Here is a 17,327-nt window from a genome sequence, read left to right on the forward strand (position 1 = left end):
TCCAGGGGCCCGGCCAGCGCTCGGAAAAGTCGGTATCATGCGCACCGACGCCGCGCACAAGCGGCGCGCACTTGATGCCTGATGAGGAACAGCCGCCAGTCGGCGATGAGGAGAGGCCCGTTGAAAAAAACCATTCCAGCTGCGGATGACGCCCCGCACGCGCCGGGCGAAAAACGTTCGGGCACCATTCAGTCCGTCGCCATCGCCGCCCGCTTTCTCAACGTACTGGCCAGCGCCGAGCACGAACTGGCCCTGGGGGAAGTGGCGCGGCGCACCCAGACCGGCGCGTCCACCGCGCACCGCTATCTGCAGAGTCTGGTCAAGGAGGGCCTGGCCAGGCAGGACCCGGCCAGCAGCCTGTACGACCTGGGCCCGGCGGCGCTGAGCATCGGTATCGGTGCGCTCAAGCGGGTGGATGCAGTGGAGATCGCCGCCCAGCACATGAAGGCGCTGGCCCACCAGCATGCGGCCAGCGGCGGCGTGGCGATCTGGACCGACCGTGGCCCGACGCTGGTGCGCTGGTACCGCAGCGCGTTCTTCTCGATCAACCCGCTGGCCCTGGGCGACGTGCTGCCCATCGACAACACCGCCTGCGGGCTGGTGTTCCAGGCCTTCCTGCCCAAGGCCACCATCGATGCGGCGCGCAAGCTGCAACCGGCGCACTTTCGCGGCACGGCGCCGGCCAAGGCTGTGCTGGACGAGGTGCGCAGCAGCCGCTGGGCCGAGAAGACCAGCCACCTGCTGTCGAATGTCACCGGGCAGGCCGCGCCGGTGTTCGACGCCCAGGGCGAGATCGTGTGTGTGGTGACCACGGTGACCGACTTGGGTCAGCTCAAGACGCCCGAAGACCGCGATGCGCTGTTCCGGGCGGCCAGCCGGGTCAACCAGTCAACCGGCGGCCTGCCGTGGCAAGGCGCCTGACACCACCGCCCGCTCGCGCGACAAGGGCACCAGCAGCGGCGTGCCGCTGACCGGGTCGGCGATGATCATCGAGGCCACGCCGAACACCTCCTGCACCAGGGCCTCGGTGAAGATGCGCGCCGGGTCGCCCTGGGCGACGATGGCGCCGGCCTTCATGGCGATCAGGTGCGAGGCATAGCGGCACGCCTGGTTGAGGTCATGCAGCACCGCGACGATGGTGCGGCCCTGGCGATTGAGCTCGGCCAACAGCTCCAGCAGTTCGATCTGGTGCGCGATATCGAGGTAGGTGGTGGGCTCGTCGAGCAGCAGTACCGGCGTCTGCTGCGCCAGCACCATGGCGATCCATACCCGCTGGCGCTGGCCGCCGGACAACTCCTGCAGCAGGCGCTCGGACAGCTCGCTGACCTGCGCCGCCTGCATGGCTGCGGTCACGGCCTGTTCGTCGGCCTGCGACCATTGGCGCAGGAACGACTGGTGCGGGTAGCGCCCGCGGGCCACCAGGTCGGCCACGGTGATGCCGTCGGGCGCAACCGCGCTCTGGGGCAGCAGGCCGAGCCGCCGGGCCACGTCCTTGGCCGCGAGCGTGTGAATATCGACCTGATCGAGCAGCACCGTGCCGCTCGAAGGCACCAGCAGGCGCGACAAGGCCCGCAGCAAGGTGGATTTGCCACAGGCATTGGGGCCGACGATGACGGTAAAGGACCCTTCGGTGATAGCCACCGAAAGGTCCGTGGAGATCGTGCGCTGGTCGTAGCGAAGCGTCACGGCGTCAGCCTGCAGGCGATACGTCATGGAGAGGGTGTTCCAGTGAAGGGATTCGGCGCCAGTATTGCAGATGAGGAATTTATTCCGCAATCCGGAACGCCGGCGCCCTGCCCTCAGCCCGCCGCCATCAACGGCTGGCACTGCGCGTAGTGCCGCGCCAGGCCCTTGAGCGAATGCCCCAGGGTGATACGGGTGTGCCGGTCGTACTGGTGCAGCAGGTCCAGACGGCCCTGCTGCAACCTGGCCAGGATGGCGCGGGCAGCCAGGTCGGTGGCACCCAGGGCGTGGGTCAGCCCCTGGGACGACACCGGGTCGAAGGCAATGGCCGCCTCGCCCACCGCCAGCCAGTGCGCCGATGCACAGCGCTGCAGTGCACTGCAGCCGGCATCCAGCACCTGAACCTGCGCTGCGGCCAGTTCGTCGGCACCTGCATAGCGCTGCATCAGGCGCGTGCGCTGCAGTTGCTCGGCCAACTGCGGCGCGGTGCGCTGACCGTCACCGCCGGGAAAGAAGCGCACCAGGTGACGCTGGCCGCTGGCGGTGGTGGCCCCGGACCACCAGCCCTGGGCATCGGCCTCGATCAGCAGCCACTCGGTGTCGGCCAGTTCCGAGCCACCTCGGGGCAGGCGCGCCGCGACCGCCACCTGACGACTCAGGCGCTGGCGCCGTGCCCCGCCGAGCCGGGCGATGCAACTGGCCTTGCCGGTGGCATCCACCACGAAACGTGCCTGCCCGCGCCAGGGGTGTTCACCTCGCCGACCGCCCAGGGTAATGCTGTCGTCGGCAAAATCGGCATGGGTCACCCGCACGTTGTCTTCACGGGTGATCCCAAGCGCCGCCGCCCTTTCCCGCAGCCGGGCGTCGAACACCCGCCGTTCCAGGAACGCGCCATGGGCGGCGCGCTCGCAGAAGTAGTCGCGAAATACCGGCTCGCTGGTCAGCCAGATCGACTGCACGCCGCAGCAGCGTCGCGCCACGGTGCTGTCGTCGAGCAGGTCGGCGTGCCCCAGTGCGGCAAGTGCAGGCAACGCCTCGGGGGACAGGCACTCGCCGGGGCGCAGCGCCGCCTCGTGTTCACGCTCCACCAGCCCCACCTGCAACCCGGCCTGCGCCAGGCGGATGGCCAGCGCCGTGCCGGCCGGCCCGGCGCCCACCACCAGCACGTCGTGCACGGGGTTCAAATCTCGTCCCTGCGCAGCCGACGACGTGGCGGTACCTTCTGCCTGGGCGGCTCCAGTTCGGTCTCGCCCAGCAACGGTGACGGCGAATCCAGGGCCTCGATCACCGCCAGCAGGTCGAGCTTGGCATTGGAGCCGGTGACCCGCTCGGGCCGCCCGCTTTCGATCCAGGCCCGCGCCGGCAACCCCAGTGCGGTCGCCTCGGGGGTGGCGTCGTGGGCCAGCAGAATGCCCAACTCCCACCAGTGGCTCACCATCAGGTTGATGCGCGTGAAGTAGCTGCCCTTCAGGTCGCGCAGCCAGTCCTCGCGGTAGGAAAAATGCTTGAGCTGCTGCGCTGGCGTGGTACGTCTTGCGCCCACACGCTCCCACGCCTCGCTGCTCAGTACCTGGTTGGGCACGCGGGCCCCCCAGTAGCTGGGGAACGACAGGTAGGTACTGGGCTCGTACTCGGCATCCGACAGGCACGAGGCCTCGTCGGTCTGCCACGGCACGCCCAGCGCGCGGGTCAGCGAACCCGGGCCCACGCCGTCCAGCGGGCCCTGGGGTGCCAGGCACACCTGTGGCGTGAGTTCGTCACCGAAATCCTGGCGCACTGCCTGCCCCTGGGGCAGTACCGCCAGGCGATAAGGGCTGCGCCACACGCTGGGCACACGCATGAACCAGGTCAGTTCGATGCCCGGGTGGAACGGGCCGCCCAGGCATTCATGCAGGCCGGCGCGGTCCAGCGCCTGGGCCTGGGCGCGCGGTTCGAGCGTGTCGAAGTCTGCCGGCACCGGCGCGCCCTGCCAGTCGGCGACGAATTCGCCTTGCACCCACTGGCTCAAGGCCTGGTACATCAGCGGGGTGACCGCGAGCCCGACCGCGGATGGCGGCTGGGGGTCGAGGTCGTAGTCGCCGTAATAGTCGCCGTACAGGGGCAACAGCGCCGGGGCGAACTCGGCGGTGCTGGCGGGGTCGCGAAACAGCGCGAAGACCTTGCGCCGAAAGTCCGCACTGGCCTCACCGGGGTCGGCCAGCCGGGCCACCACGTCGGGGTTCTGGGTATCGAGTGGCGAACCGTGGCCGCTGAGCATGAACAGGCCCTGGTTGGTCCACTGCATGTGGGTCATGCGCTCGAAGATCGGCCAGATATCGCGGGTGAACGAACAGCTCAGCTCGGCCGGCAGCTGACCCTGGCGCACGAACAGGTCGCGCACCACCTCTTCCATGGTGACCACGCCGAACAGCCCTGGCGCGTAGTTGGGGGGCGTCACCACCAGGTAGCCGGGCTCGGCATCCAGGCGCTGGCCGTTGTTGAACGTCACCCGTGCGTACACCGGGCCGTCCGACACGTCGTCGTGCCAGTCGTCGTTGTTGGCGAAGGTCGTCGGTGGGGTCTTGTCCACCCGCGGTGCGCTGTGGCCGTGCCCGCCGAAAGCGATCAGGCGCCCGGCCTCGTCGGTGCGCAGTTCGCCCAGGTACACGGGTTTGCCGTGGAAGGTGCCGGTGTCGAAATGAAAGGGCTTGCCTTGCTGGCGGCGGCCGCTGATGGTCCTGGGGCCGGGCCGGATGTCCAGGGCCTGGCGCTGCGCGCCGGTCACGTGCGGGTTGCGTCGTTTTTCGGCGATGGCGTACTGGCCGGGCAGGTCCATGGCATTTTCGAAGGCGTACCAGCCGGCCTTGAGGTTGGCGACTTCCACGGTCCATTCGATCTGCACGCCGTCGTCCAGGCTCAGCTCCTGTACGGTGCCGTCGTGCAGTTCGGCATAGAGGCGAAAGCGCACGGCCTGGCGCCGCACCTGGCCCCTGGCATCGCGAAATTGCCCGTCGGCGCTGCTGGCCAGTGCCCCTGGCACCTGCGCGGCGAGTACGTACTCCTCATCGCCATCGGCGTTGCCGACACGGGCAACGCCGAGCCCTGGGTGCACACGAATGGATTTGATCGATGCCGGGCTGATCATGGCCGTCTAGCCTCCTTGCCAGTGGGGTCTGCGCGAATGCGCAATTTCGCGCTCAACGCTAGATGGCGAATGGAGGGGTGTCAAATGGCCATGTCAGCCAGCAATCCGAAGCTCAATTTGCGCCGTTGAGTCAGCCGTTGCGAGAGGCCGCGTTGTTGTTGATCGCCTTGGGCCCCGCCACGCCCCACACGATCAGGCCGACCAGCGGCACGAACACCACCAGCACGATCCACAACATCTTGCGGTCGGCCTTGCTCTTGCTGCCGATGATGCTCTTGATGGCCCACAGTTCCACCAGGGCCAGGATTACCGCCAATGTGATCCAGATATAACCGTTGTTTTGCATGCGTCATCTCCCGAATGGTATTGCGTTAGGTCAGGCGACGCCGCGATGGTTCAGTGAATCTGCGCCCAAAGGCGCCAGGCAGACACCTCACTGCACCGGCAGAAAGTTCATCAGCAACAGGCTCTGCGCATAGTTCAGGCCGATGCGCCGGTAGCGCTCGTCGAGCATCTGGGTCAGCAGGTCCAGGCGCGCGACGATCTTGCCGAACTCCACGGCAAAGCTCAGGTTGCTGCCCGCCTCGGAGATTTCGTTGGAGAACAGCAACAGCACGCCATTGGCATCCTGGCGCTGGCTCAGCAGCCAGGTGGCCTTCTCGATGTTGCGCGCTGCGTTGCTGACGAACTGCGGGTCGATGGTGTCGGTGATGAAGAATTCGGTACGCCCGCCATGGGCGGTCACCAGCATGCTGCCGATGGCGTAGATGAACGCGCCAACGCGATCGCCCCTGAACTCCGGGCTCAGGGCATAGCTCAGTGCCGCCAGGTGGCGGCGCTCGCCCAGCTGCGGCAAGGCCTGGCGCTGCTCGATGGCCTGGCGGATCTGCCGCTCGGCACTGGCAGCATCGAGAAAGCCCGATTCGCGCCACTGGTTGGGGTTGCGCAGGTACAGCTTGCTCATCAACAGGTACAGGCTCTGCAGGTTGTCCTGCATCGACAGCGTGGCCATGCGATCGACGCTGGTCTGGAACAGTTCCTGGGGCCGGCCGTTGCCCAGCTGGGTGGCGATATCGCGCCCCTGCTGCTGGGTACAGCCAGCGGCGCAGGCCATCAGCGTGCCCGCCAGCAACAGCCGGCGCAGCACGCGCTGGGGTGGAACGCAAAGCGGATAAACCATCGGCACCGGGGTCTGGGTTCACGGGCCGCGTCGGGGATCGACGCGTCCTGGCGATGAATAGAGCCGAAAAAACGCAAAAAGTGCGATAACCGCCAGACCGCAGTGGCGCCACGCCGCACTATTGGAGCACCGCGCCCCGCTCCTCCAGCAGTTTCACGAACATCGCCAGGCTGCGCGACACCGTGCCGCTGCGCCATACCAGCCAGGTGCGCAGGTAGCGAAAACGTTGCGACATCGGCCACACGCTGACCGTGGCGCACCCCGGCATGCTCTCGAGCATGCTGCGTGGCATCAGCGCCAGCCCCGCCCCTGCGCTCACGCAGGCGAGCATGCCGTGGTAGCTCTCCAGTTCGAAGATCTTGCCCGGCACGGCGGCATCCTGGGTGAACCAGCGCTCGAAATGATGGCGGTACGAACAGTTGGCCCGGAACGCATAGATGCTCTGCCCGTTGACGTCCTGGCCACGGTGGATCGGCGCATGGTTGAGCGGCGCGATGATGACCATCTCCTCCTCGAACACCGGCACGCCCTCCAGCGAGGGGTGCAGCACCGGGCCGTCGACGAAGGCCGCCGCCAGGCGTCCCGACAGCACGCCCTCGATCATGGTGCCCGACGGCCCGGTGGAGAGGTCCAGCTCGACCTTGGCGTACTGCTGGTTGTAGGCCGCCAGCAACGCGGGGATGCGCACCGCTGCGGTACTTTCCAGCGAGCCCAGCGAGAACGCCCCCTGGGGTTCCTCCCCCGCCACGGTCAGGCGGGCCTCCTCCACCAAGGCCAGGATGCGCTTGGCGTACTCCAGGAAGGTCCAGCCGGCCGGCGAGAGGCGCAGGCGCAGCTTTTCACGAATGAACAGCTCCACCCCCAGGTCGGCTTCCAGCTGCTTGATCCGCGTGGTCAGGTTCGACGGCACGCGGTGGATGTGCTGGGCGGCTGCGCTGATGCTGCCGTGCTCGGCCACGGCGGTGAAGATCTCAAGCTGTACCAGGTCCAAAAACATTCTCCAAACGTGAAAGAAACCGTTTTTATTATTCAGTTTTCGAAAGACTAGCACGGCATTACGCTGGGCCCCTGTTTCCCTTCTGACAGGAACGCCCGCCATGACCGACATAACCAGCCACACCCATGCCCTCTCGATCAACCCGGCCACCGGTGAACGCATCGGCCACTACGCCTATGAAACCGACGCACTGATGGACGCCGCCCTGGGCCGCGCCGCTGCCGGGTTTGCCGGCTGGCGGCGTACCCAGCTGGCCACCCGCTCGGCCCTGCTGGTGAAACTGGCCGGTGTGCTGCGCGACAACGCCCAGGCCATGGCGCGGATGATTACCCTGGAAATGGGCAAGCCTGCGGCCCAGGCCCGCGGCGAAGTGGAAAAGTGCGCCCAGCTGTGCGAGTGGTACGCCGAGAACGGGCCGGCCATGCTGGCCCCCGAGCCAACCCAGGTACCCGACGCCAAGGCCCACATCGAATACCGCCCACTGGGCCCGATCCTCGCGGTGATGCCGTGGAACTTCCCGCTGTGGCAAGTGCTGCGCGGTGCGGTACCCGCGCTGATCGCCGGCAACACCTACGTGCTCAAGCACGCGCCCAATGTGATGGGCTCGGCCTACCTGCTGCGCGATGCGTTCCAGCAGGCCGAATTCCCCGAAGGCGTGTTCGAGGTGCTCAACGTGACGCCTGAGGGCGTATCCAGGGCCATCGTGGACCCGCGCATCGTCGCCGTGACCCTTACCGGCAGCGTGCGTGCCGGTGCCGCCATCGGTGCCCAGGCCGGTGCCGCGCTGAAAAAATGCGTACTGGAACTGGGCGGCTCCGACCCGTTCATCGTGTTGAACGATGCCGACCTGGATGCCGCCGTACAGGCTGCCGTGATCGGCCGCTACCAGAACACCGGCCAGGTGTGCGCGGCAGCCAAGCGGCTGATCGTCGAAGCCGGCGTGGTCGAGGCATTCACCCGCAAGTTCGTCGAGAAAACCCGCGCGCTGGTGATGGGCGACCCGTTGCTGGCCGACACCTACCTGGGGCCGATGGCGCGTCATGACCTGCGCGACGAGCTCGACCAGCAGGTCCAGGCCACCCTGGCCGAAGGCGCCACGCTGCTGCTGGGCGGGCACAAGGTCGACGGCCCGGGCAACTACTACGCGCCCACGGTACTGGCCGACGTCACCGACCAGATGACCTCGTTCCGCCAGGAGCTGTTCGGCCCGGTGGCCTCGATCATCACTGCCCGGGATGCGCGCCACGCCCTGCAGCTGGCCAACGACAGCGAATTCGGCCTGACCTCGACCGTGTACACCCGGGATGCGGCACTGGCCCGACAACTGGCCGACGAACTGGAGTGCGGCGGCGTGTTCATCAACGGCTACAGCGCCAGTGATCCGCGCGTGACCTTCGGTGGGGTGAAGAAGAGCGGCTTTGGCCGCGAACTCTCGCACTTCGGCGTTCGCGAGTTCTGCAACGCGCAGACCGTATGGTTCGATCGCCACTAAAGTACGAAGCACCTTCCTATAAAGCGCAGGATAAAAAAATAGGCTTATCCTGCGTTTAATAGATACCCATGGCAGCGCTTATCCATTAGCCTCAACTCACTCTCAAACACAGCAGGCACCTTGCCACTATAAAAATCAGCACCTTTCATCTATTTTGCGCCCGCTTGCAACTGCCAAACATAACTCGAAATAACAGTCTTGATTGGAGCGTTCGAATGTCGAAAAAACTCTTCACCCTCACCGTTCTCGGTGGCCTGATGCTGGCCAACAGTGCCTTTGCCGACAAGCTCACGGTGATCTCCTATGGTGGCGCGAGCAAGGCCGCGCAGGTCACCGCGTTCTACAAGCCCTACGAAGAAAAGACCAAGACCCAGGTGATCGCTGGCGAGTGGAACGGTGAAATCTCCAAGCTCATCGCCATGAACGACACCAAGACCGTGACCTGGGACGTGCTCGATACCGAAGACACCGACCGTGCCCGTGGCTGTGAAGAAGGTCTGTTCGAAAAACTCGACTACGAACGCCTCGGCACGCCGGGCGACTGGATCGAAGGCACCAAGAGTGACGACGGCTGTGGCGTCGGTATCTTCGTGTGGTCCAACGTGCTGGCCTACAACGCCGACAAACTGAAAGTCGCCCCTACCGGCTGGGCCGACTTCTGGGACGTGAAGAAATTCCCGGGCAAGCGCAGCCTGCGCAAATCTGCCCGCGGCTCGCTGGAATTCGCCCTGATGGCCGACGGCGTGCCGCCTGCCGAAGTCTACAAGCTGCTCAGCACCAAAGAAGGTGTGGACCGCGCCTTCAAGAAGCTGGACGAGATCAAGCCGTACATCCAGTGGTGGGAAGCCGGTGCACAGCCGCCGCAGTACCTGGTGGCTGGCGATGTGGTGATGGCGTCCTCGTACAACGGCCGCATCCACGCTGCACAGCAGAGCGGCAGCAACCTGAAGATCGTCTGGAACCAGAACCTGTACCAGTTCGACGAGTGGGCCATCCCGCGCGGCACCAAGAACCTGGACAAGGCCTACGACTTCATCAAGTTCGCCATGCAGCCTGAGCAGCAGAAGCTCTACACCGAGCAGATGGCCTACGGCCCGTCCAACACCAAGGCCGCCGAAATGCTCGACAAGTCGCTGGCTGACGACCTGCCCACCGCGGCAGAGAACCAGAAGAATGCACTGCGGGTAAACGTCGAGTTCTGGCTCGAGAACGCAGAAACGCTTGAACAGAAGTTCAACGCCTGGGCTAGCAAGTCCTGATTTCCCCTCCCTGTGCGCCTCATGGATGATCAGCGCACAGGTTCTATTCTCCTGTCCAGGGCCCTCCCCGCAGCCATGTCCAGTCCGCTAGACTGCGATCCTCTATCGTGTCTGGATCGTGGATTGCACATGAAACTCGCCACCGCCCTGGAACAGACCTCCCTCAGCCAGGCCACCGTGGTCGCGGGCAGGCAATGCCTGGACCGCGACCTGGCGTGGGTGCATATCGTCGATCACCCCGACATCTTCAACTGGCTGAAAAAGGGCGACCTGCTGCTGACCACCGGCTACAACTGGCCGCAAGACCCGCAAAAATGCCGCGACATGGTTCGCCGGCTGGCCGAGCTGGGCCTGGCCGGGGTCGTGATGGCAGTCCCGCACTTTCACGAACACTTCCCCCAGGCGGCCATCGAAGAGGCCGACCGCTGCTGTTTCCCTTTGCTGGAACTGCCCTGGGAAGTCGCCTTCAGCGACATCACCCAGCAGGTTCTCGAACAGATCATCAACTTCCAGACCCGCATCATCCGTCGCTCCGACCTTATCCACCGCATGCTCACCCGCGCTGCCATCGAGGCCGACAACCTGCAGAGCCTGGCCAGCGCCCTCACCAGCGCCCTGGAACTGCCGGCGCTGATCGTGGCCAGCTCCGGCAGTGTGCTGGGGGCCAGCGAGCCGGCCAATGACGCCGTGGAGCTTGCCGTGATGCGCCACCTGAACGAGCAGGCCAACCTGCTTCAGGGGGTCGAGCCGCAGGTGCTGGAGCTGGACGCCGATGCCGGCGCGTTTCGCCTGGGCTGCCCCATCCGCCTGCAGGGCGAGCGGGTCGGGGTGGTGTGGCTCAAGGGCCAGCGGGACAGCTTCGAGGAGCTGCACTGCCGCGCAGTGGAACATGCTGCGCTGATCGCCGCCCTGCAGCTGTCCCATCAACGCGAATTGCTGGACCAGGAAAACCGCCTGGGCCATGCCCTGGTGGCAGGGCTGCTGGAAGGCAAGTTCCCCGAAACGCCGCGCGCCATCGAACGTGCGCTGGTGTCCGGCTGGTGTCATACCCGCGACTACCGCGTGTGCCTGGTGTTGCTGGACGAGCCGATTCCCCTCAGCCGCGAGGGCTTCCAGCGGCGCAAGGAGCAGGCCGAGCGCATCACCGAGATCATGCAGGGGCTGGGAATCGCGCCCCTGCTGTCGGTGTCGTTGAACCAGATCAGCCTGATCGTGCCGGCCGATGTGGTGCCCGAGTCGATCTGGAAGCATATTCGACTGGACGGCGGCGCCATGGCCGCCAGCCGCGTGCACCGGGGCGTGGCTGGCATGGCCCAGGGCGCCGGGGATGTGGCCACCCTGCTGCCGCTGCTGCGCCCGGGCAAGCTGCATGGGTTTGACGAAGTGCTGTTTCCGCGGGCGCTGATGGGCGACGACGATGCACGGCGCATGCTGCTGGAGCGCCTGGTGACCCCGCTGACCCGGCACAAGAACGGCGTCATGCTCATGGAAACCCTGTGCACCCTGGCCAGCGAAGGCTTTCAGCTGGCCAGCAGCGCCCGCTGCCTGGACATCCACATCAGCACATTACGCTACCGCGTGGAGCGCATCGAAGAGCTGCTGCAGCTGTCGATGGAGAACCCGCAGGCGCGCTTTCAGCTGCAGGTGGCGACCGAGATGTACCGCCTGCAGAACGACGCCTGACAAACAATCTGCTGCCTGTACCGCCCGGTGGCGGGCCAGGCCCGCTCCAGCAGGCCGTCAGTGGCCTTGCGGGAGCGGGCTTGACCGGCGCTGGAGACACCTCGACCACCCCCGCAGCATAGTGTGCTGCCAACCCCCTCAATACGGCATTTATGCCTGGCCCAAGCGGCCATCTCGGCATCGGTCACTGCGTGCCTGTTCTTACAATCGTGCCATTCACCGGACCCGTAGAAGGCACCCTCTCCATGTTGAAAAGCACACTGCGTGACCCCTCGCTGCTTGTCGAACGCGCTTACGTCAATGGCAGCTGGATCGATGCCGACAACGGCGAAACGATTGCCGTGATCAACCCCGCCGACGGCAGCGAAATCGCCCGGGTCCCGGCCCTCGGCGCCGCCGAGACGCGACGCGCCATCGAGGCCGCCCAGGCCCGTTTCGAAAGCTGGCGCGAAGTCCCCGCCGCCACCCGCGCACGTCACCTGGAAGCCTGGTACAGCCTGATCCTGGAAAACCAGGAAGACCTGGCGCTGATCATGACCGCCGAACAAGGCAAGCCCCTGAGCGAGTCGCGCGGCGAAATCGGCTACGGCGCCAGCTTCGTCAAATGGTTTGCCGAAGAGGCCCGTCGCATCTACGGCGACACCATCCCCGCGCCCACCAACGACCGCCGCATCCTGGTGCTCAAGCAGCCGATCGGCGTGGTGGCGGCCATCACCCCGTGGAACTTCCCCAACGCGATGATCACGCGCAAATGCGCGCCGGCCCTGGCCGCCGGCTGCACCGTGCTGGTCAAGCCGTCCGAGATGACCCCGCTGTCGGCCCTGGCCCTGGCGGTACTGGCAGATCGTGCTGGCATCCCGGCCGGGGTGTTCAACGTGCTCACCGGCCTGCCTGCCGGCATCGGCAGCGAAGTGACCGCCAACCAGGCCGTGCGCAAGTTGTCGTTCACCGGCTCCACGCGCATCGGCAAGCTGCTGATGAGCCAGTGCGCCGACACCCTCAAGCGCCTGAGCCTGGAGCTGGGTGGCAACGCGCCGTTCATCGTGTTCGACGACGCCGACCTCGACCTGGCGATTGCCGGGGTGATGCTGAGCAAGTTCCGCAACGCCGGGCAGACCTGCGTGTGCGCCAACCGCATTCTGGTGCAGGACGGCATCTACGACCGCTTCGCCGAGCGCCTGCGGGCTGCGGTGGCTGAGCTGAAGGTGGGTGATGGCCTGGGCGAGAACGTGACCATCGGCCCGCTGATCAACGCCGCCGCCGTCGCAAAAGTCGCCAGCCACATCGGCGATGCGGTGGAAAAAGGCGCCAGCATCTCGATTGGCGGCATGCCCGACGACACCGGCCTGTTCGTGCAGCCGACCGTGCTGCTGGACGCCACCACCGACATGCTGCTGGCCACCGAAGAGACCTTCGGCCCGGTTGCCCCGCTGTTCCGTTTCAAGGACGAAGCCGAGGCCCTGGCCATCGCCAACGCTACCCCGTTCGGCCTGGGCGCCTACTACTTCACCCAGGACATGCGCCGCGCCTGGCGTGTGGGCGAGCGCCTGGAGTTCGGCATGGTCGGCCTGAACACCGGGATCATCTCCATGGAAGTGGCCCCGTTCGGCGGCATGAAACAGTCCGGTACCGGCCGTGAAGGCTCCAAGTACGGCCTGGACGAGTTCCTCGAAATCAAGGCCTGGCACATGGGCGGCCTCGACTGAATACCTGCGTTCCCGAACCCCTGACACCATCGTTAGTTAATGGAGCTGCACCATGAATTCTGCACTGACTGAAAATCAACGCCTGCTGGCCCTGCGCGAGCAGCACGTACCCCGCGGCATCGCCACCGCCCACCCGATCGTGGTCAGCCACGCCCAGGGTTCGGAGCTGTGGGACGTGGACGGCAAGCGCTACCTGGACTTCGTCGGCGGCATCGGCGTGCTCAACGTTGGCCACAACCACCCGCGTGTGGTCGAGGCCGTACGCCGCCAGGTGGGCGAGATCTCCCATGCCAGCTTCCAGGTGGTGGCCTATGCGTCGTACATCGACGTGGCAGCGCGCCTGAACGCCATGGTCGGTGGCGGCGAAGCCTACAAGAGCGTGCTGTTCACCTCCGGTGCCGAAGCGGTGGAGAACGCCATCAAGATCGCCCGTGGCTACACCAACCGCCCGGCGGTGATCTCGTTCCGCGGCGGCTTCCACGGGCGCACCCTGCTGGGCGTCACCCTGACCGGCATGAGCCAGCCGTACAAGCAGAACTTCGGCCCGTTCCCGGCCGAGATCTACCACGCCACCTACCCCAACGAATACCGCGGCGTGAGCAGTGACGACGCCCTGGCCGAACTCGACCACCTGTTCGCCACCGACGTGGCCCCCGACCGCGTGGCGGCCATCCTGATCGAGCCGGTGCAAGGCGATGGCGGCTTCCTGCGTGCCCCCGATGCCTTCCTGCGTGCCCTGCGCGAACGCTGCACGCGCCACGGCATCGTGCTGATCCTGGACGAGATCCAGGCCGGCTTCGGGCGTACCGGCAAGCCGTTCGGCTTCCAGCACTCGGGCATCCAGCCTGACCTGGTGACCGTGGCCAAGAGCCTGGCCGGCGGCATGCCGCTGTCGGGTGTGGTGGGGCGTGCCGAGATCATGGACGCGCCGACCCCGGGCGGCCTGGGCGGCACCTACGGCGGCAACGCCGTGGCCTGCGCGGCTGCACTGGCGGTGATGGACCTGTTCGAGGAAGAAGACCTGCTGGCCCAGGGCGAGCAGCGTGCGGTGCAACTGCGTGAAGGCCTGCTGGCCCTGCAGAACCGCTACCCGTGCATCGGCGACGTGCGTGGCCTGGGCTTCATGCAGGCCATCGAGATCGTGGCCGACGACGCCGCGCAGACCCCGGACGCGAACCTGGCCCAGGCCATCATCGACCAGGCCCGTGAAGCCGGCCTGCTGGTGATCAAGTGCGGCGTGTACCGCAACGTGGTGCGCTTCCTGGCACCGCTGGTGACCACCGAGGCGCAGATCTCCGAAGCGCTGCGCATGCTCGACCAGGCGTTGACCCGCGCTACGGCGTAATCCGCCCCTCTGCGGCGCCACCTTCGCTGGCAATGCCGGCTCCCGCCGGGAGCGGCCTTGCCAGCGAAGGCCCCGTGGGTGAAAGTGTGTTTTTTTGTCATCCCGCATTTCAGGAGTCAGGAATGGAAGCGGCAACCAAGCTCGATCGGATCGATATCAACATCCTGGTCCAGTTGCAGAAAGACGGCCGCATGACCAACGTCAGCCTGGCCGAAGCCGTGGGGCTGTCGCCCAGCCCGTGCCTGCAACGGGTCAAGCGACTCGAGGCGGCAGGCTATATCAGCGGCTACGAAGCCCACCTGAACCTGGCCAAGTTCGCCAACTCGGTGACCATCTTCACCGAAGTCACACTGAGCGACCACAAACGCTCCGACTTTCAGAAATTCGAATCGAGCATCCGCAACATCGACGAAGTGCTCGAATGCCACCTGATCAGCGGTGGCTACGACTACCTGGTGCGCTTTCTGACCAGCAGCATCCAGCATTACCAGGAGCTGATGGAAACCATCCTCGACCAGAACATCGGCATCGAGAAGTACTTCAGCTACATCGTGATCAAGTCGCCGGTGATGAAAAACAAGGTGCCCCTGCGCAGCCTGCTCGCCGCCGTCTAGCGCCTGGCCTCGGCCTGCTGTTCATGCAGGCTGTCGAACAACGCCTGGGCCGCAGCCGACAGTTCGTGGCCCGGCTTGCTCAGCACCCCGATGGCACGTTCCACCGGGTCGCGCAGGGTGATGCAGCGCGCGCCCAGCTCGTGCATCTGGCCGGCGCACAGGGCCGGCACCGCGCTGACCCCAAGCCCGCTGGCCACCATGCGACCCACTGTCACCAGTTGATGGCTCTCGAACTCCACCGCCAGCTTCATGCCGCGCGCCTTGAGGTGTTCTTCGAGCATCACGCGCACGTTCGAGGGCCGTTGCAAGGTGATGAACGGCTGCTGCAGCAAGGTCTGCCAGTCGATTTCATCCAGCGCGGCCAGGGGCGAATCCAGCGGCACCACGGCAGTGAACCGGTCGACGTACAGGGGCGAGAACACCAGCGACGAGCCTTCGAACGGTTCGAACGCCACCCCCAGCTCCACCTGGCGGTCACGCACCATCTCCAGCACCTGTTCGTTGATCACGTCGTTCACCGTGACCCCGATGTTCGGGTAGCGGGTGCGAAAGTTCTTCAGGATGGGCGGCAGCAGGTTGCCGGCGAACGACGGCATCGCCGCAATGGTCACGCGCCCGCGCTGCAGGGTGAAGCGCTGGCGGATCTCGTCCTCGGCGTTGTCCCAGTCGGCAAGCAGGCGGCGCGCCAGGGGCAGCAGCGATTCGCCTTCCGGGGTCAGCGTGACGTTGCGCGTGGTGCGCGTGAACAGCCGCCCGCCCAGGCCCTCCTCCAGCGACTTGATGGTCAGGCTCAGTGCCGACTGCGACAGGTGCAGACGCTCGCAGGCCACCGCAAAACTCAGGCTCTGGGCCACTGCCCAGAAGGCACGCAGCTGCTTGACGGTCATGCTGACTCCGGCAAAACGGGGAATTGTTGAGGTTTATCGATCAATCCATCTCAAAAATCAACTTAACAAATATATGTAATGGCGCAACACTCACGCCACTGGACCACTAACAAGGAGAATATTCCATGCAAGACGTCGTCATTGTCGCGGCCACTCGTACCGCCATCGGCAGTTTCCAGGGTTCGCTGGCCGCCATCCCGGCCCCGGAGCTGGGCGCAGCGGTGATCCGCCGCCTGCTGGAGCAGACCGGGCTGGCCGGCAGCGAAGTGGATGAGGTGATTCTGGGCCAGGTGCTCACCGCCGGCAGCGGCCAGAACCCGGCGCGCCAGGCCGCGATCAAGGCCGGCCTGCCCCATGCGGTACCGGCCCTGACCCTGAACAAGGTCTGCGGCTCGGGCCTCAAGGCCCTGCACCTGGGCGCCCAGGCGATCCGCTGTGGCGACGCCGAGGTGATCATCGCCGGCGGCATGGAGAACATGAGCCTGGCCCCCTACGTGCTGCCTGCCGCGCGCACCGGCCTGCGCATGGGCCATGCCAGCATGATCGACAGCATGATCAGCGACGGCCTGTGGGATGCCTTCAACGACTACCACATGGGCATCACCGCCGAGAACCTGGTGGACAAGTACGCCATCACCCGTGAGGCCCAGGACGCCTTTGCCGCCGCCTCGCAGCAAAAGGCCTGCGCGGCCATCGAGGCCGGCCGCTTTGCCGACGAGATCACCCCGATCCAGATCCCGCAGCGCAAGGGTGAGCCGCTGGTGTTCGCCACCGACGAACAGCCCCGCGCCGGCACCACCGCCGAGTCGCTGGCCAAGCTCAAGCCGGCGTTCAAGAAGGACGGCAGCGTGACGGCGGGCAACGCCTCGAGCCTCAACGACGGCGCAGCGGCGGTGCTGCTGATGAGCGCGGCCAAGGCCAAGGCCCTGGGCCTGCCGGTACTGGCGCGCATTGCGGCCTATGCCAATGCGGGCGTGGACCCGGCGATCATGGGTATCGGCCCGGTCAGCGCGACCCGTCGCTGCCTGCAGAAGGCCGACTGGTCGCTGGATCAGCTGGACCTGATCGAAGCCAACGAAGCCTTCGCGGCCCAGGCATTGTCGGTGGGCCAGGAGCTGGGCTGGGACGCGAGCAAGGTCAACGTCAACGGCGGCGCGATTGCCCTGGGCCACCCGATCGGTGCCTCGGGTTGCCGGGTGCTGGTGTCGTTGCTGCACGAGATGATCAAGCGTGATGCGAAGAAGGGCCTGGCAACCCTGTGCATCGGTGGTGGGCAGGGTGTGGCGTTGGCCATCGAGCGCGCCTGACCCTCGATTCGCCGGCAAGGCCGGCTCCTGCAGATTATAGGTGCCCTGTA

The 17,327-nt window shown here is 66.1% G+C and carries 15 protein-coding genes; 8 read left to right on the forward strand and 7 right to left on the reverse strand.

Features of this window, described 5'->3' with window-relative positions; translation table 11 throughout:
- Positions 1-120: 120 nt before the first annotated feature.
- Entirely contained in the window at positions 121-921 is an 801-nt protein-coding gene (locus V9K84_RS08800) for an IclR family transcriptional regulator (protein WP_229590123.1), read from the forward strand.
- Here the strand turns inward: V9K84_RS08800 and V9K84_RS08805 are convergent.
- The 6 genes from V9K84_RS08805 to V9K84_RS08830 all read right to left on the reverse strand — a co-directional run bounded on the left by V9K84_RS08805 (position 889) and on the right by V9K84_RS08830 (position 6,978).
- Positions 889-1,713 (reverse strand): ABC transporter ATP-binding protein, encoded by an 825-nt coding sequence (locus V9K84_RS08805; protein ID WP_043861228.1) that lies wholly within the window; start codon positions 1,711-1,713, stop codon positions 889-891. The genes V9K84_RS08800 and V9K84_RS08805 overlap by 33 nt on opposite strands.
- Before the next feature lie 86 nt (positions 1,714-1,799).
- Positions 1,800-2,858: an NAD(P)/FAD-dependent oxidoreductase gene (locus tag V9K84_RS08810; protein WP_256582845.1), complete on the reverse strand. Its 1,059-nt coding sequence runs from the start codon at positions 2,856-2,858 to the stop codon at positions 1,800-1,802.
- A gap of 5 nt (positions 2,859-2,863) precedes the next feature.
- Entirely contained in the window at positions 2,864-4,807 is a 1,944-nt protein-coding gene (locus tag V9K84_RS08815; protein ID WP_088515049.1) for a LodA/GoxA family CTQ-dependent oxidase, read from the reverse strand.
- 130 nt (positions 4,808-4,937) lie between these two features.
- Positions 4,938-5,153, reverse strand: a complete 216-nt coding sequence (locus V9K84_RS08820; RefSeq protein ID WP_043861225.1) for a PLD nuclease N-terminal domain-containing protein — start codon at positions 5,151-5,153, stop codon at positions 4,938-4,940.
- Positions 5,154-5,240: 87 nt separating this feature from the next.
- A complete protein-coding gene (locus V9K84_RS08825; RefSeq protein WP_088515050.1) occupies positions 5,241-5,987 on the reverse strand; it encodes a hypothetical protein in 747 nt (248 codons plus the stop codon).
- 118 nt (positions 5,988-6,105) lie between these two features.
- A complete protein-coding gene (locus V9K84_RS08830; RefSeq protein WP_088515131.1) occupies positions 6,106-6,978 on the reverse strand; it encodes a LysR family transcriptional regulator in 873 nt (290 codons plus the stop codon).
- 106 nt (positions 6,979-7,084) lie between these two features.
- On the opposite strand from V9K84_RS08830, the gene V9K84_RS08835 reads away from it, so the two are divergent.
- The 6 genes from V9K84_RS08835 to V9K84_RS08860 all read left to right on the forward strand — a co-directional run bounded on the left by V9K84_RS08835 (position 7,085) and on the right by V9K84_RS08860 (position 15,083).
- Positions 7,085-8,476: an aldehyde dehydrogenase family protein gene (locus tag V9K84_RS08835; protein WP_088515051.1), complete on the forward strand. Its 1,392-nt coding sequence runs from the start codon at positions 7,085-7,087 to the stop codon at positions 8,474-8,476.
- A 257-nt stretch (positions 8,477-8,733) separates the two neighbouring features.
- Positions 8,734-9,735, forward strand: a complete 1,002-nt coding sequence (locus V9K84_RS08840) for a polyamine ABC transporter substrate-binding protein (protein ID WP_229590265.1) — start codon at positions 8,734-8,736, stop codon at positions 9,733-9,735.
- A gap of 129 nt (positions 9,736-9,864) precedes the next feature.
- Positions 9,865-11,418 (forward strand): PucR family transcriptional regulator, encoded by a 1,554-nt coding sequence (locus V9K84_RS08845; protein ID WP_088515052.1) that lies wholly within the window; start codon positions 9,865-9,867, stop codon positions 11,416-11,418.
- A gap of 245 nt (positions 11,419-11,663) precedes the next feature.
- The gene (locus tag V9K84_RS08850; RefSeq protein WP_054914469.1) at positions 11,664-13,124 is read left to right on the forward strand and encodes an NAD-dependent succinate-semialdehyde dehydrogenase; all 1,461 of its coding nucleotides are present in this window, start codon (positions 11,664-11,666) and stop codon (positions 13,122-13,124) included.
- A gap of 52 nt (positions 13,125-13,176) precedes the next feature.
- Entirely contained in the window at positions 13,177-14,469 is a 1,293-nt protein-coding gene (gene gabT, locus V9K84_RS08855; RefSeq protein WP_043861219.1) for a 4-aminobutyrate--2-oxoglutarate transaminase, read from the forward strand.
- Between the two features lie 122 nt (positions 14,470-14,591).
- Positions 14,592-15,083, forward strand: a complete 492-nt coding sequence (locus V9K84_RS08860) for a winged helix-turn-helix transcriptional regulator (RefSeq protein WP_043861218.1) — start codon at positions 14,592-14,594, stop codon at positions 15,081-15,083.
- On the opposite strand, the gene V9K84_RS08865 is transcribed toward V9K84_RS08860, so the two are convergent.
- Entirely contained in the window at positions 15,080-15,970 is an 891-nt protein-coding gene (locus V9K84_RS08865) for a LysR family transcriptional regulator (RefSeq protein WP_043861217.1), read from the reverse strand. The genes V9K84_RS08860 and V9K84_RS08865 overlap by 4 nt on opposite strands.
- Positions 15,971-16,095: 125 nt before the next feature.
- Between V9K84_RS08865 and V9K84_RS08870 the strand changes: the two genes are divergently transcribed.
- The gene (locus V9K84_RS08870; protein WP_043861216.1) at positions 16,096-17,277 is read left to right on the forward strand and encodes an acetyl-CoA C-acetyltransferase; all 1,182 of its coding nucleotides are present in this window, start codon (positions 16,096-16,098) and stop codon (positions 17,275-17,277) included.
- Positions 17,278-17,327 lie beyond the last annotated feature (50 nt).

The sequence above is a fragment of the Pseudomonas sp. AE27 genome (assembly GCF_037113495.1).
GTDB classification, from domain to species: domain Bacteria; phylum Pseudomonadota; class Gammaproteobacteria; order Pseudomonadales; family Pseudomonadaceae; genus Aquipseudomonas; species Aquipseudomonas palmensis.

What these genes read in the sequence shown, in the direction of transcription:
- V9K84_RS08805 (WP_043861228.1), bottom strand. Translation starts at nt 1,713, where the DNA reads ATGACGTATCGCCTGCAGGCTGACGCCGTGACGCTTCGCTACGACCAG.
- V9K84_RS08815 (WP_088515049.1), bottom strand. Translation starts at nt 4,807, where the DNA reads ATGATCAGCCCGGCATCGATCAAATCCATTCGTGTGCACCCAGGGCTC.
- V9K84_RS08820 (WP_043861225.1), bottom strand. Translation starts at nt 5,153, where the DNA reads ATGCAAAACAACGGTTATATCTGGATCACATTGGCGGTAATCCTGGCC.
- V9K84_RS08825 (WP_088515050.1), bottom strand. Translation starts at nt 5,987, where the DNA reads ATGGTTTATCCGCTTTGCGTTCCACCCCAGCGCGTGCTGCGCCGGCTG.
- V9K84_RS08835 (WP_088515051.1), top strand. Translation starts at nt 7,085, where the DNA reads ATGACCGACATAACCAGCCACACCCATGCCCTCTCGATCAACCCGGCC.
- V9K84_RS08840 (WP_229590265.1), top strand. Translation starts at nt 8,734, where the DNA reads ATGCTGGCCAACAGTGCCTTTGCCGACAAGCTCACGGTGATCTCCTAT.
- V9K84_RS08845 (WP_088515052.1), top strand. Translation starts at nt 9,865, where the DNA reads ATGAAACTCGCCACCGCCCTGGAACAGACCTCCCTCAGCCAGGCCACC.
- V9K84_RS08850 (WP_054914469.1), top strand. Translation starts at nt 11,664, where the DNA reads ATGTTGAAAAGCACACTGCGTGACCCCTCGCTGCTTGTCGAACGCGCT.
- gabT (WP_043861219.1), top strand. Translation starts at nt 13,177, where the DNA reads ATGAATTCTGCACTGACTGAAAATCAACGCCTGCTGGCCCTGCGCGAG.
- V9K84_RS08860 (WP_043861218.1), top strand. Translation starts at nt 14,592, where the DNA reads ATGGAAGCGGCAACCAAGCTCGATCGGATCGATATCAACATCCTGGTC.
- V9K84_RS08865 (WP_043861217.1), bottom strand. Translation starts at nt 15,970, where the DNA reads ATGACCGTCAAGCAGCTGCGTGCCTTCTGGGCAGTGGCCCAGAGCCTG.
- V9K84_RS08870 (WP_043861216.1), top strand. Translation starts at nt 16,096, where the DNA reads ATGCAAGACGTCGTCATTGTCGCGGCCACTCGTACCGCCATCGGCAGT.